General features: G+C 71.9%; 19 protein-coding genes. 11 read left to right on the top strand and 8 right to left on the bottom strand.

The window, feature by feature from the left end:
• Positions 1 to 9: 9 nt before the first annotated feature.
• The 4 genes from kdpC to IFU19_RS03325 all read left to right on the top strand — a co-directional run bounded on the left by kdpC (position 10) and on the right by IFU19_RS03325 (position 5022).
• Positions 10 to 594, top strand: coding sequence for a potassium-transporting ATPase subunit KdpC (gene kdpC, locus IFU19_RS03340; protein ID WP_192012915.1), 585 nt, complete (start codon positions 10 to 12; stop codon positions 592 to 594).
• A gap of 239 nt (positions 595 to 833) precedes the next feature.
• Positions 834 to 3383 carry a DUF4118 domain-containing protein gene (locus IFU19_RS03335; protein ID WP_192012914.1) on the top strand — a complete coding sequence of 850 codons (2550 nt, stop codon included), beginning with the start codon at positions 834 to 836 and terminating at the stop codon, positions 3381 to 3383.
• The gene (locus IFU19_RS03330; RefSeq protein WP_192012913.1) at positions 3380 to 4051 is read left to right on the top strand and encodes a response regulator; all 672 of its coding nucleotides are present in this window, start codon (positions 3380 to 3382) and stop codon (positions 4049 to 4051) included. The genes IFU19_RS03335 and IFU19_RS03330 overlap by 4 nt, the downstream gene beginning before the upstream one ends.
• Positions 4052 to 4110: 59 nt before the next feature.
• Positions 4111 to 5022, top strand: coding sequence for an N-acetylglucosamine-6-phosphate deacetylase (locus IFU19_RS03325; RefSeq protein WP_191916495.1), 912 nt, complete (start codon positions 4111 to 4113; stop codon positions 5020 to 5022).
• A 99-nt stretch (positions 5023 to 5121) separates the two neighbouring features.
• Here the strand turns inward: IFU19_RS03325 and IFU19_RS03320 are convergent, their stop codons facing one another.
• Positions 5122 to 5598: a hypothetical protein gene (locus IFU19_RS03320; RefSeq protein ID WP_191916496.1), complete on the bottom strand. Its 477-nt coding sequence runs from the start codon at positions 5596 to 5598 to the stop codon at positions 5122 to 5124.
• Positions 5599 to 5859: 261 nt separating this feature from the next.
• Between IFU19_RS03320 and IFU19_RS03315 the strand changes: the two genes are divergently transcribed.
• From IFU19_RS03315 to IFU19_RS03305, 3 genes are all read left to right on the top strand, one after another.
• The gene (locus tag IFU19_RS03315) at positions 5860 to 7122 is read left to right on the top strand and encodes a SufS family cysteine desulfurase (RefSeq protein ID WP_192012912.1); all 1263 of its coding nucleotides are present in this window, start codon (positions 5860 to 5862) and stop codon (positions 7120 to 7122) included.
• The gene (gene sufU, locus IFU19_RS03310; RefSeq protein WP_192012911.1) at positions 7119 to 7580 is read left to right on the top strand and encodes a Fe-S cluster assembly sulfur transfer protein SufU; all 462 of its coding nucleotides are present in this window, start codon (positions 7119 to 7121) and stop codon (positions 7578 to 7580) included. Before IFU19_RS03315 ends, sufU begins: the two co-directional genes overlap by 4 nt.
• Positions 7581 to 7837: 257 nt before the next feature.
• Positions 7838 to 8272, top strand: coding sequence for an iron chaperone (locus tag IFU19_RS03305; protein WP_192012910.1), 435 nt, complete (start codon positions 7838 to 7840; stop codon positions 8270 to 8272).
• A 72-nt stretch (positions 8273 to 8344) separates the two neighbouring features.
• On the opposite strand, the gene IFU19_RS03300 is transcribed toward IFU19_RS03305, so the two are convergent.
• Positions 8345 to 9322: an SRPBCC family protein gene (locus IFU19_RS03300; RefSeq protein WP_192012909.1), complete on the bottom strand. Its 978-nt coding sequence runs from the start codon at positions 9320 to 9322 to the stop codon at positions 8345 to 8347.
• A 19-nt stretch (positions 9323 to 9341) separates the two neighbouring features.
• Complete coding sequence (locus IFU19_RS03295; protein ID WP_055832156.1) at positions 9342 to 9722, bottom strand: ArsR/SmtB family transcription factor; 381 nt, start codon at positions 9720 to 9722, stop codon at positions 9342 to 9344.
• A 224-nt stretch (positions 9723 to 9946) separates the two neighbouring features.
• On the opposite strand from IFU19_RS03295, the gene IFU19_RS03290 reads away from it, so the two are divergent.
• Positions 9947 to 10486 (top strand): hypothetical protein, encoded by a 540-nt coding sequence (locus IFU19_RS03290; protein ID WP_192012908.1) that lies wholly within the window; start codon positions 9947 to 9949, stop codon positions 10484 to 10486.
• Positions 10483 to 11325: a nucleotidyl transferase AbiEii/AbiGii toxin family protein gene (locus IFU19_RS03285; RefSeq protein WP_199858532.1), complete on the top strand. Its 843-nt coding sequence runs from the start codon at positions 10483 to 10485 to the stop codon at positions 11323 to 11325. The genes IFU19_RS03290 and IFU19_RS03285 overlap by 4 nt, the downstream gene beginning before the upstream one ends.
• A 9-nt stretch (positions 11326 to 11334) precedes the next feature.
• On the opposite strand, the gene IFU19_RS03280 is transcribed toward IFU19_RS03285, so the two are convergent.
• Positions 11335 to 12093, bottom strand: coding sequence for a DUF429 domain-containing protein (locus tag IFU19_RS03280; protein ID WP_192012907.1), 759 nt, complete (start codon positions 12091 to 12093; stop codon positions 11335 to 11337).
• 101 nt (positions 12094 to 12194) lie between these two features.
• Here IFU19_RS03280 and IFU19_RS03275 point away from each other — a divergent pair, with 101 nt between their 5' ends.
• A complete protein-coding gene (locus IFU19_RS03275) occupies positions 12195 to 12566 on the top strand; it encodes a hypothetical protein (protein ID WP_055832164.1) in 372 nt (123 codons plus the stop codon).
• A 29-nt stretch (positions 12567 to 12595) separates the two neighbouring features.
• Here the strand turns inward: IFU19_RS03275 and IFU19_RS03270 are convergent, their stop codons facing one another.
• The gene (locus tag IFU19_RS03270) at positions 12596 to 13105 is read right to left on the bottom strand and encodes a hypothetical protein (protein WP_192012906.1); all 510 of its coding nucleotides are present in this window, start codon (positions 13103 to 13105) and stop codon (positions 12596 to 12598) included.
• A gap of 113 nt (positions 13106 to 13218) precedes the next feature.
• On the opposite strand from IFU19_RS03270, the gene IFU19_RS03265 reads away from it, so the two are divergent.
• Positions 13219 to 14109 carry a helix-turn-helix domain-containing protein gene (locus IFU19_RS03265; protein ID WP_192012905.1) on the top strand — a complete coding sequence of 297 codons (891 nt, stop codon included), beginning with the start codon at positions 13219 to 13221 and terminating at the stop codon, positions 14107 to 14109.
• A 48-nt stretch (positions 14110 to 14157) separates the two neighbouring features.
• On the opposite strand, the gene IFU19_RS03260 is transcribed toward IFU19_RS03265, so the two are convergent.
• The 3 genes from IFU19_RS03260 to IFU19_RS03250 form a co-directional block, all read right to left on the bottom strand.
• Complete coding sequence (locus tag IFU19_RS03260; protein ID WP_192012904.1) at positions 14158 to 15351, bottom strand: MFS transporter; 1194 nt, start codon at positions 15349 to 15351, stop codon at positions 14158 to 14160.
• Between the two features lie 77 nt (positions 15352 to 15428).
• Positions 15429 to 16694, bottom strand: a complete 1266-nt coding sequence (locus IFU19_RS03255) for an MFS transporter (protein ID WP_192012903.1) — start codon at positions 16692 to 16694, stop codon at positions 15429 to 15431.
• On the bottom strand, positions 16691 to 19765 hold the full coding sequence (locus tag IFU19_RS03250; RefSeq protein ID WP_192012902.1) for a glycoside hydrolase family 38 C-terminal domain-containing protein: 3075 nt from the start codon (positions 19763 to 19765) through the stop codon (positions 16691 to 16693). Before IFU19_RS03250 ends, IFU19_RS03255 begins: the two co-directional genes overlap by 4 nt.
• Positions 19766 to 19801 lie beyond the last annotated feature (36 nt).

The following is a 19801-nucleotide window of genomic DNA, read 5'->3' as shown; positions in this document are numbered from 1 at the left end:
GGCCCCGTCATGCGCACCACCCTGCGGACCACCGGCGTCGCCGTCCGCGCGATGCTCGTCTTCACCGCCGTCCTCGGCGTCGGCTACATGCTGCTCATCACCGCGATCGGCCAGGTCGCCCTGCCGTTCGCGGCGAACGGGTCGCTCATCCGCTCGGCCGACGGGAGCGTTCAGGGCTCGCAGCTGGTCGGCCAGTCGTTCCAGGATGCCGACGGCACCGCCCTGCCGCAGTACTTCCAGTCGCGTCCCTCGGCCGCGGGGTACGACTCCTCGGCCTCGACGGGGTCGAACCTCGGGCCGGAGAACAGCGACCTCATCGCCTCGATCCAGGAACACCAGGCGGCGTTCGACGACCTGAACGGTGCCGGCACGATCCCCGCCGACGCGGTGACCGCCTCGGGCTCGGGACTGGACCCCGACATCTCGGTCGCCAACGCCGAGCGCCAGGTCACGCGGGTCGCCGACGCCCGTGGCATCCCGGCGTCGGAGGTGTCGACCCTCGTCTCGGAGCACACCCTGCCCCGCGATCTCGGATACCTCGGCGACCCGCGCGTCAACGTCGTCGAGCTCAATCGCGCGCTCGACGCCCGATGAGCGACGAGAATCGCTGACATGGCTCTCGTCGTGGTCCCCGCCGTCGCGCTCCGTGCGCGACGGCGGGTTCGCGTGCGTCGCCCGTCGGGGCAACCCCGGTCGAGTGTCCGGAACACGCCGCTGGCCGCGCGCGGATGCGGCGTGTCGTGGACACTCGACGGGGTATCGGCGCCGCGCGACCGGGCGGTCCCGACCACGGGGTCGGGCATCTCGAGCGACCGACGCCACGGGAGCGCCTCGTGAGGCGCGGGCATCTGCGCGTGCTGCTCGGGGCCGCGCCCGGCGTCGGCAAGACCTACGAGATGCTCGAAGAGGGGCGCCGGCTCGCCGCCGAGGGCCGCGACGTCGTCATCGCGATCGTCGAGACGCACGGCCGCGCCGCCACCGCCGCGCAGGCCGAGGGCCTGGAGACGCTCCCCCGCCGCGCCGTCGAGCACCGCGGGGTGGCGCTCGACGAGATGGACCTGGATGCCGTCCTCGACCGGCGCCCCGCGCTGGCCCTGGTCGACGAGCTCGCGCACACCAACGCCCCGGGCTCGCGCCACGACAAGCGCTGGCTCGACGTCGACGCGCTGCTGTCGGCCGGGATCGACGTGATCACCACGCTGAACGTGCAGCACATCGCCTCGCTCAACGGCGTGGTCGAGAAGATCACCGGGGTCGTGCAGCGCGAGACGGTCCCGGATGCCGTGGTGCGCGCCGCCGACCAGATCGAGGTCGTCGACCTGGCGCCGCAGTCCCTGCGCGACCGCCTGTCGGCCGGGTCGGTGTACCCCGCCGAGCGCATCGACGCCGCCCTGTCGAACTACTTCCGTCTGGGCAATCTCACGGCGCTGCGCGAACTGGCCCTGCTGTGGCTCGCCGACGAGGTGGACTCGGCCCTGCAGCGCTACCGCGTCGAGCAGGGCATCGAGGGGTCGTGGCAGGCGCGAGAGCGCGTGGTCGTGGCCCTCACCGGCGGCCCCGAGGGCGAGACCCTGCTGCGCCGCGGCGCGCGGATCGCCGCCCGCTCGGCCGGAGGCGAGCTGCTCGCCGTGCACGTGTCGACGCAGGACGGCCTGCGGGCGAGCACGCCCGGCGCCCTCGACGCACAGCGGGCCCTCGTCGAGCAGCTCGGCGGCTCGTACCACCAGGTCGTCGGCGACGACGTCGCCACCGCCCTCGTCGACTTCGCGCGGTCGGTCAATGCCTCGCAGCTCGTGATCGGCGTCAGCCGCCGCGGACGGCTGGGCGCGGCCCTCACCGGTCCCGGCATCGGCGCCACCGTCATCCGCGCCTCCGGCGACATCGATGTGCACATCGTCAACCACGCGCGCGCCGGCGGGCGGTTCGCCCTCCCCCGCCTGACCGGGCCCGCGCTGAGCGCGAAGCGTCGCATCCTGGGGTTCGTCACCGCGCTCGTGGGCGGCCCCCTCATCTCGCTCCTTCTGCTGTCGACCGGTTCCGACGACTCGATCACCACCGACGTGCTGGCGTACCAGCTGCTCGTGGTGATCGTGGCGCTGATCGGCGGCATCTGGCCGGCGGTGTTCGCCGCGGTGCTGTCGGGCGTGACCCTCGACTTCCTCTTCATCGCGCCGCTCTACACCGTCACCATCAGCGATCCCGTGCACGCGATCGCCCTCGTGCTCTACGTGATCATCGCGATGCTGGTGAGCATCGTCGTCGATCAGGCCGCCCGTCGCGCCCGCGCCGCCCGCCGCGCCTCGGCCGAGGCGGAGCTTCTCGCCACGGTCGCCGGCAGCGTGCTGCGGGGTGAGAGCGCGGTCCCCGCCCTGATCAGCCGCGCGCGCGAGGCGTTCGGTCTCGCGGGCGTGCGCCTGGTCACCGCCGACGGTCAGGTCATGGCCACCGACGGCGAGCCGGTGCGCGACGGTCGGTCGACCACCGTGCCGGTGGGTGCCGACCGGGCGATGCTCGAGCTGCACGGCCGCGATCTCGACGCGAGCGAGCGCCGACTGCTCGACGTGGTCGTCGCGCAGCTGGCCGCCGCTCTCGAACGCACCGACCTGGCCGAAACCGCCGCCGAAGCCGGAGCCCTCGCCGAGACCGACCAGGTGCGCACGGCCCTGCTCTCGGCCGTCAGCCACGACCTCCGCCGACCCCTGGCGTCGGCCGTGGCGGCCCTCGGGGGGCTTCGCGCCGCCGGCGACCACCTCTCCGACGGCGACCGCCGCGAACTGATCGAGACCGCCGACGAGAGCCTGGCGACGCTGTCGCTGCTGGTGACCGACCTGCTCGACGTGAGCCGCGTGCAGGCCGGGGTGCTCGCCGTGTCGCTCGCCCCCGTCGACGCGGCCGACGTCGTGATCGCCGCCCTCGACGAGCTTGGCCTCGGTCCCGACGAGGTGGAGCTCGCGCTCGACCCCGACCTGCCGGCCCTCCGCGCCGACGGCGTGCTGCTGCAGCGCGTGCTCGTGAACGTGCTCGCCAACGCCGATCGCTACTCGCCCGCGGGCACGCGGGTGCGCATCGCCACGAGCCGCCTCAGCGGCACGGCCGAGATCCGCGTGATCGATCACGGACCGGGCATCGCGGCCGAACGGCGCGACGACATGTTCGCGCCCTTCCAGCGCCTCGGCGACACCGACAACACCGCGGGGCTGGGCCTCGGTCTCGCCCTCTCGCGCGGCTTCGCCGAAGGCATGGGCGGCACCCTCACCCCCGAAGACACCCCCGGCGGCGGACTCACGATGGTGATCGCCCTCCCCGTCGAGGGCGGCGACGCGGCCGGTGCCGATCAGAGCGCGGTGTCGGTGGCATCCGCCATCCGAAGGAGGACGCCGTGAAGGTGCTCATCGCCGACGACGACCCTCAGCTGGTGCGCGCCATGCGCATCACCCTCGCCGCCCACGGGTACGACGTCGTCGCCGCGGCCGACGGTGCCGCGGCCATCACGCTCGCCGCTCAATCGCATCCCGACATCGTGCTGCTCGACCTCGGGATGCCGCACCTCGACGGCGTGCAGGTGATCCAGGCGCTGCGCGGCTGGACGAGCGTGCCGATCATCGTCGTGTCGGGCCGCACCGGTTCGGCCGACAAGGTCGACGCGCTCGACGCCGGCGCCGACGACTACGTGACCAAACCGTTCCAGATCGACGAGCTGCTCGCCCGGCTGCGGGTGCACGCCCGGCGGGTCACGCCGGCCTCGGGCGAGGCGATCGTGCGCTTCGGCGCGGTCGAGGTGGACCTGGCCGCGAAGGCCGTGCTGCGCGACGGCACCCGCGTGCACCTGACCCCGACCGAGTGGCGCATGCTGGAGTTCCTCGCCCGCAACCCCGGCTCGCTCGTCACCCGGCAGACGCTGCTGAAAGAGATCTGGGCCAGCGAGCAGGTCGCCGACAGCGGCTACCTGCGGCTGTACATGTCGCAGCTGCGCAAGAAGCTCGAGGCCGACCCCTCGGCGCCCGTGCACCTGCTGACGGAGCAGGGGATGGGGTACCGGCTGGTGCTCTGAGGCCGGTGCGCCGCGCACGACTCCTGCCCGAGCCTCCGGCGCGAGAGGATGAACATCCCATGAGCACCAGCGAGACCGCCGCCGCGCCCCTCCCCGCCGAGGTCGTCGATCTGCACTGCCACGGCGCGGTCGGGCACTCGTTCGACGACGCCGACCTCGAGGGGCTCGCCGCCGCCGTCGCCCACCATCGCGCGCACGGAACCGCGCGGCTGCTGCTCAGCCTGGTGAGCGCCCCCATCGACCGCCTCGAGCGCCGGCTGCGCGACCTGCGCGCGGCGCTTCCCGCGCTGCCGGGCGTGGCGGGCGTTCACCTGGAGGGGCCGTTCCTCGCGCCCGCGCGCCGCGGTGCCCACGACCCCGCAGCTCTCGTGCCGCCGTCGCCCGAGGCCGTGGAGCGGCTGCTGGCGGCGGGCGAGGGCATCGTGCGCCAGGTCACGCTCGCCCCCGAGCTACCCGGGGCGATGGATGCCGTCGACGCGTTCGTGGCGGCGGGCGTCGTCGTCGCAGTGGGGCACACCGAGGCCGATCACGATGTCGCCGCCGCGGCGTTCGATCGCGGCGCGCGGCTCGTGACGCACGCGTTCAACGCCATGCCGGGCCTCGGTCACCGTGCCCCCGGCCCCGTCGGCGCGGCGCTCGGGCGCGACCACGTCGCCCTCGAAGTGATCGCCGACGGCGGTCACGTGCACCCCGAGGTCATCCGCACGCTCTTCGCGGCCGCGCCGCGACGCGTCATCCTGGTCACCGACGCGATGTCGGCCACCGGACTCGGCGACGGTGAGTATCGCCTCGGCGGCCTCGATGTCGAGGTGAAAGACGGGCGCCCCGTGCTCGCCGGCACCGACACCCTCGCCGGCTCCACCCTGACGATGGAGCGCGCGATCGAGATGGCGACGGCGGCGGGCGTCCCCCTCGACCTTGCTCGCGCCGCAGCCTCGACGGTGCCCGCGCGACTGCTCGCGCGAGGCTGAACCGTCACCGCGTCGGCGTGTCCTCGTCGTCGGCGCAGGCCTCGAACTCCGCCTGCACCCGTGCGCAGCGGCAGGCGTAGACGATCGAGTGCAGCAGCATCAACGCACTTCCCCGAGGGTGTGGCATCCGGGGCAGGGAACGGCGATGCGGTCGCCCACCCGCACGTCACCGGGGAGCACGACCCGGGCGCACGCCTCGCTGCCGTGCGCGTCGATCACGGCGAAGGGCTCGTCGTACGCGCGCGACACGCGGCCGAGCAGACGCGCTTCGCGCCACACCACGTCGAGTCCCGCGGCGCACGCATCGAGGCGCAGCGCGTCGGGTGCGGCCTGCACCACCGTCGCCACGATCACCGTCGTCGACAGCGTCGCGGATGCCACCCCACCCGACGCCGGGATGACGGCGGGTCCCGTGCACACGCAGGGCGTGCCGCAGATGTCGGCGTAACGGCCGACCGACATCGCCCGCACCGTGACGTCGTCGAGGGTGGGCACGGAACCCGCGGGCCACGCCGCGGAGTCGAAGGGCGCCGGGATGCTGGATCGGAGGGTGGGGAGCAGGGCCGTGAGGGTCATGGCATCCGGTCTACGCGCCGATCCCGCCGCGATCCGTCGCGCTGACGGTTCTCATGCGGGACGCCGCGCGAACCTCACGCCTCCGGAGCGTGCGAAACTCCGGAGATCCCGCGCGCGGAGCGCCCGATCGGCGGTCGCACTCCCCCCGAGGCCCTGTTTCTCCGGAGTTCGGCCCGGGCCCCGATCGGCGGGCGAGGGAAAGGCCGGACTGCGGGAGCTCCGGCAGGCCGGGGCGGACGCATCCCCGCGTAGCCTGGAGGGGTGACACTCCCCTTCGACGTCGCCGCCGTGCGCACCGACTTCCCGATCCTCGAGACCGAGATCGACGGCCGGCCCCTCGTGTACCTCGATTCGGGAGCGACCAGCCAGAAGCCGCGTGCCGTGCTGGATGCCGAGCGCGAGTTCCTCGAGCGCGCGAACTCCGCCGTGCACCGCGGTGCGCACACGCTCGCGGCCGACGCGACCGAGCTGTTCGAGGACGCACGGATCACCGTCGCCGAATTCGTGGGCGCCGAGCCCGAACAGCTGGTGTGGACCTCGGGGGCCACGGGCGGCCTGAATCTGATCGCCGGTTCCCTCGGCTACGCGGGGCGTTTGGGCGAGGGCGACGAGATCGTCGTGACCGAGGCGGAGCACCACGCGAACCTCATCCCGTGGCAAGAGCTCGCCGCGCGCACGGGCGCGCGCCTGCGCCACATCCCCGTCCTCGACGACGGCATGCTCGACATGCACGCCGCGGCCGACCTCATCGGCGAGCGCACCAAGGTCGTCGCGTTCCCGCACGTCTCGAACGTGCTCGGCATCGTGAACCCCGTCGCGAAGCTCGTCACCCTCGCCCGCGGCGTCGGCGCGCTGACGGTGCTCGACGCGTGCCAGTCGGCTCCGCACCTCGCGCTCGACCTGCCGGCATCCGGGGTCGACCTCGCCGTCTTCTCGGGACACAAGATCTACGGGCCCTACGGCATCGGAGCCCTGTGGGGCCGCGACGAGGTGCTCGAAGCACTGCCGCCCTTCACCACCGGCGGGTCGATGATCACCACCGTCACACTCGACAAGGCCGAGTACCTCCCGCCGCCGCAGCGCTTCGAGGCGGGCACGCAGCCGGTGTCGCAGGCGGTGGCGCTGGCCGCCGCGGTGCGCTGGCTCGGCGAGCACGATCTCGCCGCCGCTCACGCCCACGAGGCGACGCTCGAAGCACGCATGCGCGAGGGACTCCGCTCGATCGACGGCATCCGCCTGCTCGGAGACACGGATGCCGCCGAGCGCATCGCCCTGCAGGCCTTCGCGGTCGACGGGGTGCACGCGCACGACGTGGGCCAGTTCCTCGATTCCCGCGGTGTGGCCGTGCGCGTCGGTCACCACTGCGCGCAGCCGCTGCACCGCCGATTCGGCCTGACGGCGTCGGTGCGCGCGAGCGCGGCGATCCACACGACCGAAGCAGAGATCGACACGTTCCTCGACGCCGTCTCGGGAGTTCGCGGGTTCTTCGGCGTCGGCGCGAGCACGGCGGGGGCACGCGCATGAGCGGGCTCGAGTCGCTGTACCAGGAGTTGATCCTCGACCACGCGAAGAACCGCCGCGGTTTCGGCCTCGCCGAACCGGGCGCGCACAGCGCCACGGTGCACCAGCGAAACCCCATCTGCGGTGACGAGATCACCCTGCGCGTGGAGCTGTCCGACGACGGTGAGCGCGTGGCATCCGTCACCTGGGAGGGCGCGGGCTGCTCGATCTCGCAGTCCTCGGCGTCGATGCTCGTCGCGCTGCTGCAGGAAGACGGCGGCGACGACGGGATGCCGCGCGCCGACGCCGATGCTCTCATCACGCAGTTCCGCGAGGCGATGCGCTCGCGCGGCAAGATCCCCCTCGACGAGGAGACGTTCGCCGACGCCGCCGCGCTGTCTGGGGTGTCGAAGTACACCGCGCGCGTGAAGTGCGCGATGCTCGCCTGGGTCGCGCTCGAAGAGGGGCTGCGGCTGGCCTGACGCCGGGACCGGCACACCCCCGGATCGCCGAACGGTCGCGGCTCACCTGCCCCGTGGAGCACAACCTCAGCGATGCGCACGACCTCAGCGGGATCGCCACGCTGACGGCTGAGATTACGCACATCACTGAGCGAGCGCACCCTCCGCACTGCGCACGACCTCAGCGGCATCCCCACCCGAACGGCTGAGATCGCGCACATCACTGAGCCAGCACCACTCGCGGCGGTATCCTGCGGGAAGCCGAGAGGACGGATGCCATGGCCAGCGGATTCAGTGACGAGGAACGCGCCGCGATGACGCAGCGCGCCGAAGAGCTCAGGGCGATGAAGGGCCTGAAAGGCCTGGCCAAGCTCCAGAAAGAGAACGAGGCCTGTCTCGAGGCAATCGAGAAGCTCGAGGGAGTCGATCGCGCGATCGCGGAGCGTGTGCACGTGATCGTGCTCGAAGAGGCGCCGCACCTCGCGCCGAAGACGTTCTACGGCTTCCCGGCCTACGCAAGCGACGGCAAGGTCGTGGTGTTCTACCAGCCGGCCTCGAAGTTCAAGACGCGGTACGGCACCGTGAGCTTCGACGAGACCGCCCAGCTCGACGACGGCCCGATGTGGCCGGTGTCGTTCGTGGTGCTCGAGGTGACGCCCGAGGTCGAGAAGAAGCTGCGCGAGCTGGTACGGACGGCAGCGCCGGCGGCCTGAGCTGGCGTCCGCGCCGCAGAGAAAGGCGATGACGGCGGATGCCGCGCCCCCGAGGCCGCGGCATCCTTGCGCCTACGCCAGGACCACGCGCTCCATCCGTTGGAAGCTCTGCTCCATCCCCTCGAGCATGCCCGTGCCGATCACGGCGTCGCGGGTCGCGGCATCCGGATACTCGATGAGCAGCGTCACGAGGGTGGCTCCGTCTTCCTCGTAGAACGACAGGTCATTCGTGGTCGAGGGGTAGTCGGTGCCGGTCATGTGCTCGGTCTGCACGATGCGGCTCGGCTCGTCGACGAGCAGGGTCTCGCCGTCAAAGCCGAAGCCCTCGCCCTCGGTACCGGCCTCGGGTTCCCACGCGAGGCGGTACCGACCCCCCACCGAGACGTCGACCTCGCTGACGGTCATGCGCCAGCCGTCGGGGCCGAGCATCCACTGCCGCATGAGCTCGGGGTCGACGTGCGCGCGCCACACCAGCTCGCGCGGGCCGTCGATGAGGCGAGTGATGCGCACGTGCTGGTCGCTGAGCACCTCGAGCTGCGTGCCCGTGCCCTGGGCGAACTCGCGGAGTCCGAGCAGCACGGCGTCGAGCTGGTTCATCGCGAGGGTCGAACCCTCGACGGCGCCCATCGCCACGACCTGCTCGAGGGCCTCGGCCGAGGCGAAGTGGCTCACGTTCGTCAGCCGTGAGCCCTCGGGCGTGGCCTCGAACGAGAAGACCATGCGCATCGACGGCATCCCCTCGATCGGGTCGCCGTTGTCGTCGGCGAACGAGTCGATGACCTCGAATCCCCGCGGTTCGTCGATGCGCGTGAACTCCCACGCCCCACCGGCGTGCTGACCCTGGGGCGAGGTCATGTGGTACTTCGCGTGCCCGCCCACCGAGAAGTCGAACGCATCGAAGGTCGCCGGCCAGCCGGGAGGACCCCAGAACCGCTCGAGCTGGCGCGGGTCGGTGAACACGGCCCACAGGCGCTCGGGACCGACGGGAAAGTCGGCGACCAGGCTCATGGTGAGCGCTTCGGTGTCGCTCTCGACGGATGTGACGGGCATGACGGACTCCTTCGTCGGGTCAGTTCTCGGTCGATTCGGGCGCAGGGGTGGATGCGACGGCATCCGGTTCTTCGAGGAGCAGTGCATCGAGTCGGTCGATGCGTCCGCGCCAGAGGTTCTCGTACGAGCGCAGCAGTTCTTGCGCCCGAGCGAGGGCGGCGGGGTCGGCACGCACGAGTCGCACCCTCCCCTCCGCACGCTTGGTGATGAGCCGGGCCTCGGCCAGCACCGCGATGTGCTTCGACACGGCGGCGAACGACATGGCGTATCCCGCGGCGAGGTCCGACACCGACTGTTCGGTGACGAGCGTGCGCCGCACGATGTCGCGACGCGTCGCATCGGCGAGCGCGTGAAACACGCGGTCGATGTCGGCGGAGTCGAGGTGCTGTTGTTCAACCATTTGGTTGCACGTTAGCGCGGGGTGGGGGTGTGGCGCAAGGCCTGTCGAGCACGCATTCGCGTTGCACTTCGGGCACGAGGAGAGCCCACGCAGGTACACGTTCGGGGCGACTCGGGCTGGTGGCGCACACAGGACCGAGTCACGCCATCTTCGGAGTACTCACGCCGTCCCCCGAAGCTCCCCAAGTCATGTCAAAACTATACCGAAAGTAGTATAGTTTTGACATGACTCGGCTTACCTACCGCGACATCGTCCACGAGATCGCCGTCGACAACTACGGGTACGTCACCACGCGGCAAGCCGAAAGCGCGGGCGTCCCCCGAATCGAGCTGGTCAAGCTCGCTACGCGCAACAGATTCACCCACATCGCCTACGGGTTGTACCGCGACGAGACCATCCCGCACACCCCTCTGGATGAATACGCGGAAGCGGCACTCCGCGCGGGAGAGGGTGCGTTCCTGCGAGGAGAGACGGTCCTCGCGCTCCTGGGGCTCGCCGATGTGAACCCCCGGAACATCACCCTCGCAACCCCTAAGCGCACTCGGCGCACGGTGCCCGCACACATTGAACTCACCCCGGCCCCTGCGGGCGCGAAGCCAACGCTGTACGAGGGCATCGCGGCGCAGCCCGTGGTGGATGCGCTCCTCGAATGTCGGGGCCGCGTCCAGACCGGACGGCTGCTCGAAGCTGCCGCCCAAGCGCGCGCAGAGGGGTACCTGACCATGGCAGAGATGTCGCGAGTGCGAGTGGCGCTGGCCGCGTGACGTACGACAAAGCCCCAGCGAACCTCGCCTCGCTACGGCAGCGGCTCGCCAACATCGAGGGCGACGAAGGAGCAGTCAACAGGCGAACGGTCGGGATGGCGCTGGTCGTGGTCGGCCAGATGCTCCCAGCCGGGGCCGTCAAAGGTGGAAGCGCCATGGCTCTCCGCTACGGCCGGGCCACTCGATTCACCAAAGACCTCGACGCCGCGCGACCGGGCACGCTGGCTGAGTTCACCAATGATTTCGAGGAACGGCTGCGCGCGGGGTGGTCGGGATTCACCGGTCGCCTCATCGAACGCACGGCGCCGAAACCGGCGGACGTACCCACCACGTACGTTATGCAGCCCTTCGATGTGAAGCTCGACTATCTCGGCAAGCCGTGGTGCACCGTCACGTTCGAGCTGGGCCACAACGAGATCGGCGACGCTGATGCGCCGGAGACAGCGCTTGCCGACGACCTCGCGGACCTGTTCCCATCCGTCGGCCTTCCCCGCCCGGAGCCGGTCAGTGTGATGCGTAGTGACCATCAGATTGCGCAGAAGCTTCACGCGGCGACGGGCCCTGGTAGCGAGCGCGCACACGACCTCATCGACCTACAGCTGCTCGATCGCGAAGAGGACCTCGACCTCGCTCTCGTGCGCGAGACGTGCACACGCCTCTTCACCTATCGCGCCGGGCAGCAGTGGCCCCCCGTCGTGGTCGTGAACGAGAACTGGGACACCCTCTACGACGCATCCTCTACCGGAGTAGACGTCATCCCGGATATCGCCGCTGCCGCGGCGTGGGCGAACGACTTCATCACGCGCATCGACGCGGCCCGAACGACGGGGACGAACTGACATTCAGCGTCATCCCCACGCGTCCCGCACAAGACCCTCCAACCCCCCACTCGGCAACACCACCCACCCTTCCCGCCGCGCCACGGCGAGCATCTCGGGTGCCGGGGGCTCGAACAGGCCGAGCGCCCCCGCGCGCGTCGCGAGAGAGGCGATGACCGCGTCGAAGGCGTCGGCCTTGGCGATCGCGAGCGCGGCGAACGGCCCGACGTCGAACCACGGCACCCGCGCGCGCACCGTGTCGAGCAGGGCGCTGCGGCGGGCGGCATCCACTCGGTACCCCGTCGTGTCGAAGCCCCACACGCGCAGCGAGCCGCCGGGGTACACCTCGAACAGGCGCCCCTCCCCCGCACGATCGACCGCGAAGCCGGCCTCGGCCAGGCGCCGCAGCACCCCGGCGCACCGCAGCGCCGTGACGCCCAGCCGGTCGGTCGACACGCTCAGCGGCCAGCGACCGATGCGCTCGCGGACGACGTGGTCGGTGTGCCGGTAGACGAGGGGGCGCCGCCAGTCCGCTCCCCCGTCGACCGGTCCGAGCGCGGGCGCCGTCTCGGCATGGTGGGCCTGGACGAAGTCGACGAACGCGTCGGGCCACCCGAGGGGGCAGTCGATGCCGAGCCAGGCGTCGCCGTCCGAGACCGACGCCACGATGTCGGTGTCGTCGACCCCCGCCTCGAGCCGCGTGAGTCGCGCGCCGCCGCCCGACCAGACGATCTCGGCCAAGGCGGTGCCGGGGGTGCTCGCGGCGAGGTCGATGCCGATGGTTCTCACCGGCAGCAGCCTAGGCGCGGCAGGGCGGCGGCTCTCCGAACGGGGCCGGGTGCGCGCGCAACCGCCGCCCGTGATCGCGTTCGAGGTGCGAGGATCGCTTCATGGCAGACGACGACCTCCCCGACTCGCTCGAGCCTGCCCTCGGCATCCCGCCCCGCCCCGAACCGCCCGCGCCGCCGCGACCCAAGGGCGATCTGCGGGTCGTGTCGGTCATCGCCCTGGTCACGGGCGTCGTCGTGATCGCCTGGTACCTGTTCCTGGTCACGGTCAGCGCGATCGCCGAGCTCGAGGGACTGATGTGGATCCAGATCGGCATGTGGGTGCTCGCCGCGGTGTCGGCGGTGTGCGGCATCCTGAGCCTGAACGCGCGGATGGCGCGGGAGCTCGCGGCCGCCGGCTTCATCGCGGGCGTCGCCGCCGGCCTGCTCTCGATCTCGGTCGGCGTGGCGACGGCCGCGGAGTTCTTCGGCTGATCGCGCGTCGACCCCGAGGTCGGCGACTGTCAGCGCGCGGCGCACTCCTGGCTGAGTTCGGTGAGCATCCACACCCCGGTGGTGTGCGAGAGGTGCACCGTGCCGCAGTCTCCGCTCGCGTAGGTGACGTCGAGCACGGCGTCATCGCCCTGCTCCGTCACGACGGCGACATCGACATCGGGCGACATCCCCGCCGCGGCGTACAACAGCGAACTCTGGCGCACGAGCTCGGCGCAGTCCTCGGCCTCGCGTCCCGTCGACGTCGCGTACTCCGTCAGCATCCGTTCCTGCAGGCCCGCGGTGAGCGCGCCGCAGGCGGCGACGGTGTCGGAGGAGCGCACCGCGGTCCACCACGCGCGGAAGGCCTCGACCGGCCCGGAATCAGGCACCGGCGTGGCCGTGGCAGAGGGACTCCCGTGCGGCGACGGCGACTCGGCGACGGCGGTGGACGGCTCGGATGCCACGTGGCCCGTGCACGATGAGAGGGCGACGCCGGCGACGGCGAGCGCGACGAACAGCAGCGGGCGGGGGGATCGCATGCCCTCCATTGTCACCGACATCGGCGACGGAGGCCATCCGTTTCGCGGAGGGCGGGACCCCGGGCGTGCGGGTCGCCCGGAATAGCGGGCGGTCCGCGGAGGTTTTTGCAGGTATGACGCCGGAGCCTGCGCTGGATCGTGCCCTGTCGACGCTCGACGTGCGCCCCGGTCGCGCGCACCAGCTGACGCTCGTCCCCCGAGAGCGCCTCGCCCTGCCGCGCGGCGGCGCGGCCCTGGTCTACGTCCGCGTCGGCGAGATCAGCGGATCGACCTCGGCGCGGACGGCCTGCACGGTCGACGCCGCGAGCGGGTCGGTCGCGACGACCGTCGGCGGGCGGACACTGCTGGCCGGAGACGCGTTCGTGAGCCTCGGATGCCACGGGCTCGCCCTGGCCTCGCAGTCCGGCGCCGAGGTGACGGTCGTCCCCCTCGAGGTCGCCCCGTCGGGCGACGCGCGCAGCCTGCCGCCGTTCGTCTTCGTCAGCGGCTTCGCGCACGCGGAACCCGCGGCGGCGGCGCTGGCGGCGCACCTGGGCACGACCCCGAACGCGGAGACCGCCGAGCGCCAGGGCGACGAGACCATCTGCAAGCTCATGGTGACCACCGTGCTGCTCTCAGCGCTGCGGGCCTGGGCCTCGACCGACCGCGACGCGGCCTGGCCGCCCCGCGCCGACGACCCGTTCCTCGCGCGGGTCGTCGCCGCGATCGCCCACGACCCCGGTCACGATTGGAGCATCGGCGAACTGGCGTCGCTCGGCGCGATGTCGCGGTCGGTGTTCGCCGAGCGGTTCCGCCGGCACATCGGACTCTCTCCCGCCGCGTACGTGAGCGCGGTGCGCATGGAGAGGGCGAAAGACCTGCTCGAGGCCGGAACGCCCGTGTCCGAGACCTCACGGGTGCTCGGCTACGCGTCGGACGAGGGGTTCAGCCGCGCGTTCCGCCGCCACACGGGTGTCGCCCCGTCGGCGTGGCGGGGCGGACGCCGGGCGACCGTCGCGATCTGACGCCCCCGCCGACGCCGCTGCCGCTGGGCGGCCCGGCCGGCGTCACCCTCAGCCCGCGATGGCGCGACGCTCGCGCACCGAGACCCCGAACAGCACGGCGCCGATCACGAGCAGCGCGATGCCGATGGCATCCACCGTCACCACCCCGACCGCGTCGACGAGCACTCCGCCCACGCCCGCCGCGATCGTGATGGCGAGCTGGAAGCCCGTGACCACGAGGCTGCCGCCCGCTTCGAGACGGTCGGGCATGCGGTGCCCCACCCACGTGTTCACGATGATCAGCCACGACGAGAAGAAGAAGCCCCACACGAGAACGGCCGCCGCGACCGCGATGATCGCCGCCGGAAGCAGGACGACGACCGCGACGGCGACCGCGATGACGAGCGGTCCGATGACCGAGAGCCGCACGAAGGCGCGGTCGACGACGATCCCAATGACGAGGTTGCCGACAAACCCGCCCACCCCGAACAACGCGAGCAGCAGCACGATGGTGCCCCCGTCGACCCCCGGGACGCGCTCCAGAGCGAGACGCACGTAGGTGTAGGCGAGGAAGTGGCCCAGCACGACGAGCACGTGACCGATCATGCCGCCGCCCACGCCCGGGCGCCGCAGTGTGTCGACGAGGATGCGCAGGCTCGACGCCGAGGCCGCCGGTACGGGCGGGAGCACGACGCGCACCGCGACGCCGACGACGGCCGTGATGACACCGATGAGCAGGAAGGCGACCCGCCAGTCGAGCACCTCACTCAGGGCGACGCCGATCGGAACACCCGCCACGGTCGCGAGCGACAGTCCCGCCGAGCCGAACATCACGGCCCGGCCGATGCGGTCGGGGCTCGACAGGCGCGCCGCGACCGTGATCGACATGGCCCAGAACGCGCTGATCGCGGCGCCGAGCAGGAAGCGCGCGGCGAGGATGGCGATGAGGCTGGGGGCGGCGGCCACGACGAGGCTCGACACCGTCGCCGCGGCCGCGGCGGCGGTGAGCAGGGTGCGGCGATCGAGGCGGGGCAGCAGCAGGCCCACGGTGGGGGCGAACAGCAGCCCGGCGAGGGCCGTGACGGTGACGGTCTGGCCCGCCTGCCCGGGCGTGATGCCGAGCGAGGCGGCCATCTCGGTCAGCACGCCGTTCGGCAGGAACTCGGCCGTGACCAGCAGGAAGCTCAGCAGCATCACGACGATGAGTCCGCCGTAGCGCGTGGTGGACGGCACGGAGACGGGAACCGGGGCGGTGGTGGTCATGTATCGATGCTCGCGAGCGGCGGCGTCGCGCGCCCGACCGTTCGTCCGCGGCATCCGACCGTTCGTCCGCGGGGGACTCAATCGGACGACGACGCCCGCACCGTGCGGTGGGCCCGCAGCACAAGGACGATTCCGGCCACCCAGAACGGGACCTGCACGAGCTCGGCCAGCCGGAACGCCCCGGGCGAGTACTCGCCTCCCCCCGCCTGCAGGGTGAGGACGGCGCCGATCAGCAGGATGACGAGGATGCTGGAGAGGAATCCCGCGCCGTTGACGACGCCCGTGGCGGTGCTGAGCCGTTCGCGCGGATTGTGGTCGCGCGCGATGTCGAACGCGACCATCGAGGCGGGTCCCCCGACGCACATGGCGGCGGCGAGCACGACGAGCAGCGGCAGCGGCGCCCGATCGGGGAACGCCAGGACGACCGCCCACGACACCGCCTGCGCGCCGACCAGCGAGAGCACGAGAGCCGTGCGGGCCCGGGGGAAGCGACCCGAGATCGCGCCCACGATCGGCCCGAAGGCGATGCCGCACACGACGTAGACCGAGAACAGACCGCCCGCGGTCGCGGCATCCAGACCCTGGCCCGCCACGAGGAACGGGAAGCCCCACAGCAGGGCGAAGGCGTTGCCCGAGAACGAGGTGACGAAGTGCACCCAGAACGCCAGCCGCGTTCCCGGTGATCTCCACGCCTCGCGCACGGCGCGCGAGACGCTCGTCCGCTCGACGGCGACGGGCCGGCGCTCGCGGACGACCACGGCGACCAGCACCGCCACCAGCGCCGTGACCCCCGCCAGCGAGAGGAAGGCCGAGACCCACCCCGCCATGCCGACGAGCGCGGCGAAGGGCACGACGCTGACGATCTGCCCGAACTGGCCGGTCAGACCCGTGACCTGCACGGCCGTCGGTGCGAGCCGCGGCGGGAAGCGCATGCCGATCACGCGCAGCAGTCCGGGGAAGATGGCGGCCTCACCGGCCCCCATGAGCAGACGCCCCGCGATGGCGACGCCGATGTCGGGTGCCAGGGCGAGCACGACCTGCGCCCCCGCCATCACGAGCATGCCGACCGTCAACACGGTTCGCACACCGAACCGGTCGAGAAGCAGCCCGACGGGCAGCTGCAACGCGCCGTAGACGGCGAGCTGCACGACGGCCAGCAGAGACAGCGTCGCCGCGGTGATCGCGAACCGGTCGGCCGCCTCGAGCCCCAGGGCCGCGAGCGAGGTGCGATTGACGATCGAGACGACGTAGGCGACGACCCCGACCAGCCACACGACGAGCACGCCGATCCGCAGGCTCCCCGCGCGCGCCGCGGGGGAGCTCTGCGAGACGGTGCGGGTCATCCGCGCGAGAGCCGCAGCGTCACGACCTGGAACGGACGCAGCTCGAGCGCGATGCCCTCGCCCTCGACCGCGAGGCGGCGCGAGCGCGCCATGTCGTCGCCGAGCGGACGCTCGAGCAGGTCGACCTCGGAGGCGGATGCCACGGCGAACCCGGGCGTGAGGGTCGTCGCCGCGCGGCGCCCGAGTGCCTCGTACACGCGCACGATCACGTCACCCGAGCGGTCGTCGGCGAGCTTCACGGCCTCGATGCGCACGCCCTCGTTCGACGAGCGCAGCACGCTCCACGGCTCGACCGTGCCCTCGGCCGCGGGGCGGCGCAGCGGCAGGTTCTGCTCGTACCCGGAGGCCACGACGGCGGCGATGTCGGCCCCGGGGTGCACCGCGTACGCGAACGTGTGGTGGCCGGCATCCTGGACCGGGTCGGGCGAGTTCGCCGCGCGCACCAGGCTCAGGCGCACCTCGGTCTCGACCTCGCCCGAGGCCCCGACCGTGCGGGTGATGTCGTGGCCGTAGGTGGCGTCGTTGGTGACGCCGATGCCGTAGCCCGGCTCCTCGACGTGCACCCAGCGATGGGCCATGACCTCGAACTTCGCGTCTTCCCACGAGGTGTTCGTGTGGGTCGCGCGGCGAACGTGGCCGTACTGGATCTCGGCGCTGTGGTGGTGGGCGTGCACGACGAACGGCAGCGAGGCCTTGAGCAGCTTCTCGCGCTCGTTCCAGTCGAGGTCGACCGCGAAGTGCACGCGAACGTCGTCGGCGTGCACGGCGATGGTCTGCGTCAGCCGCGAGGTGCCGAAGGTGCGCGTGACGATCACGCGGGCGCGCAGCTCGTCGTCGACCGCGAGCTCGACGGCGTCGGCGGCGTCGAGGTCATCGAACGTGTAGCGGTAGTGGGCGTCGATGTCCCAGGCGTCCCAGGCGTTGGGGAGGTCCTGGTGCAGCTGCAGCAGGTTCGCGACACGGTCGGCGGGCACGAGCTCGCGGCCCGCGGTGAGGTCGACGATCGAGGTCACGAGGCCCCGGGCGTCGACGATGACCCGCACGAGACCGTTGTCGAGCACGATGTCCGCGCCGGATCGCTCCGCCCGCACCGGGTGCGCGGGCGCGACCGGAACGAGGGATGCCACGCCCAGCGCGGGCGTCTCGACCAGCGCGAGCGGGGTGCCGGTGGCATCCAGGGCCAACGACCGACGGGCGTGGTCGGCCGAGTTCACGACCGCGGCCGAGAGCCCCGCGGCGTCCAGGGCCTCGGCGATCGAGCGGTCCAGCTCGGCGAGAGCGGCGGCGTAGTCCTCTTCGTTCTGCTCGTGCACCCACTGGATCGAGGATCCGGGCAGGATGTCGTGGAACTGCTGCAGCAGCACGCCCTGCCAGAGGCGATCGAGCGCCGCGTACGGGTACTCGGCGCCCTTCAGGGCGGCGGCGGTCCACCACAGCTCGGCCTCGCGCAGGCGGTGCTCGGCCTCGCGGTTGCCGCGCTTCTCGCGGGCGTGCGAGGTGAAGGTGCCGCGGTGCAGTTCGAGGTAGAGCTCGCCCACCCAGACGGGAGCGTCGGGGTACTCGGCCCGGGCTGCGGCGAAGAAGTCGTCGGGGTGCTCGATCTCGACCCGCGGCGATCCCTCGAGCGACTCCACCCGGCGCTGGCGCTCCATCATCTCGCGGATGGGTCCGCCGCCGCCGTCGCCGTAGCCGAAGGGCACGAGCGAGGTCGTCGCCATGCCCTTGTCGCGGAATTGGCGCACGGCGTGGTGCAGCTCCTCGCCCTCGAGCGTGGAGTTGTAGGTGTCGATGGGCGGGAAGTGCGTGAAGATGCGTGAGCCGTCGATGCCCTCCCACCAGAAGGTGTGGTGGGGGAACTTGTTGGTCTGGCTCCACGAGATCTTCTGCGTGAGGAACCAGTCCAGGCCCGCGAGCTTCGCGATCTGGGGGAACGCGGCGGTGTAGCCGAACGAGTCGGGCAGCCAGATGCCGTGCGTCTCGACGTCGAGCTCGTCGCGGAAGAACCGCATCCCCTGCGTGACCTGGCGCACCATGGCCTCGCCTCCGGGCAGGTTGCCGTCGGGCTCGACCCACTGCGAGCCGACCACGATCCACTGTCCGTTCGCGATCGCGGTCTTGATGCCCTCCCACACGTGCGGGTAGCGCTCCTTGACCCACGCGTACTGCTGCGCCGACGAGGCGGCGAAGCGGAAGTCGGGGTACTGCTCGGCGAGCGCGAGGACGTTCGAGAAGGTGCGGGCGGTCTTGCGCTTGGTCTCGCGGATGGGCCAGAGCCACGCGGTGTCGATGTGCGCGTGGCCGATGCCCGAGAGGCGGTGGGCCGAGGCGGAGGCCGGGCGCGACAGCACGTCGACGAGCTCGGCGCGCGCGACGGCTGCGGTACCGATGATGTCGTCGAGGCGGAGCACGTTCAGCGCGCGCTCGAGCGCCCGCATGACCTCGTGCCGGCGGGGCTCGGTCTCGGGCAGCTCCTTCAGCAACTGGTACAGCACCTCGACGTCGAACTGCAGCGCCCACACCTCCGGTTCGAAGACCGCGAGCTCGGCGGTGCGGAAGGTGTAGATCGGCGTCTCGGGAGCGGTCTTCTTGGAGCCGAACTTCGTCGGGACGAAGTCGTTCACGAGGATGTCGGGGTTCGCGGCGGCCTCGACGAAGAAGTGCACGGGCTCGCCGCCCGCGGCCTCGTCGGTCAGGCGCACGTAGTGGTTGCGGGGGTGGATGCCCTTGACCTGCACGCCGTCGGGGGTGTGCACGAGCGCCTCGGCCTGGTTGCCGGGCCAGTCGCCCTGGAAGCCGGGGTCGAGCAGCAGCTCGACGGTGCGGCCGGTCCAGTCGGCCGGGATCTCGCCGGTGACCTCGAACCACCAGGTCGACCACGCCCGCCCCCAGCTGTCGCCGACGGCGAAGGGGGCGTAATCGGCGGCGAGGGCCTCGGAGGCCGGGACCGGCTCGTCGGGGACCATCCAGGCCTTCAGCGCGACGGGCACCCGCGCGGAGTACACGGCGGGGAGGATGCGCTCGGTGAGCACGCGGTGGATGCGCTCTTCGACGAGCGTGAGGTTCTGGTGCACGGTGTCTCCGGTTTCGGGGTCAGCGCGGGAGGCGGG

It is taken from the genome of Microbacterium sp. CFBP 8794 (assembly GCF_014841235.1).
Classification (GTDB): Bacteria; Actinomycetota; Actinomycetes; order Actinomycetales; family Microbacteriaceae; genus Microbacterium.
The sequence above is the reverse complement of the archived record's forward strand: the minus strand, read 5'-3'. Positions and strand labels throughout refer to the sequence as shown.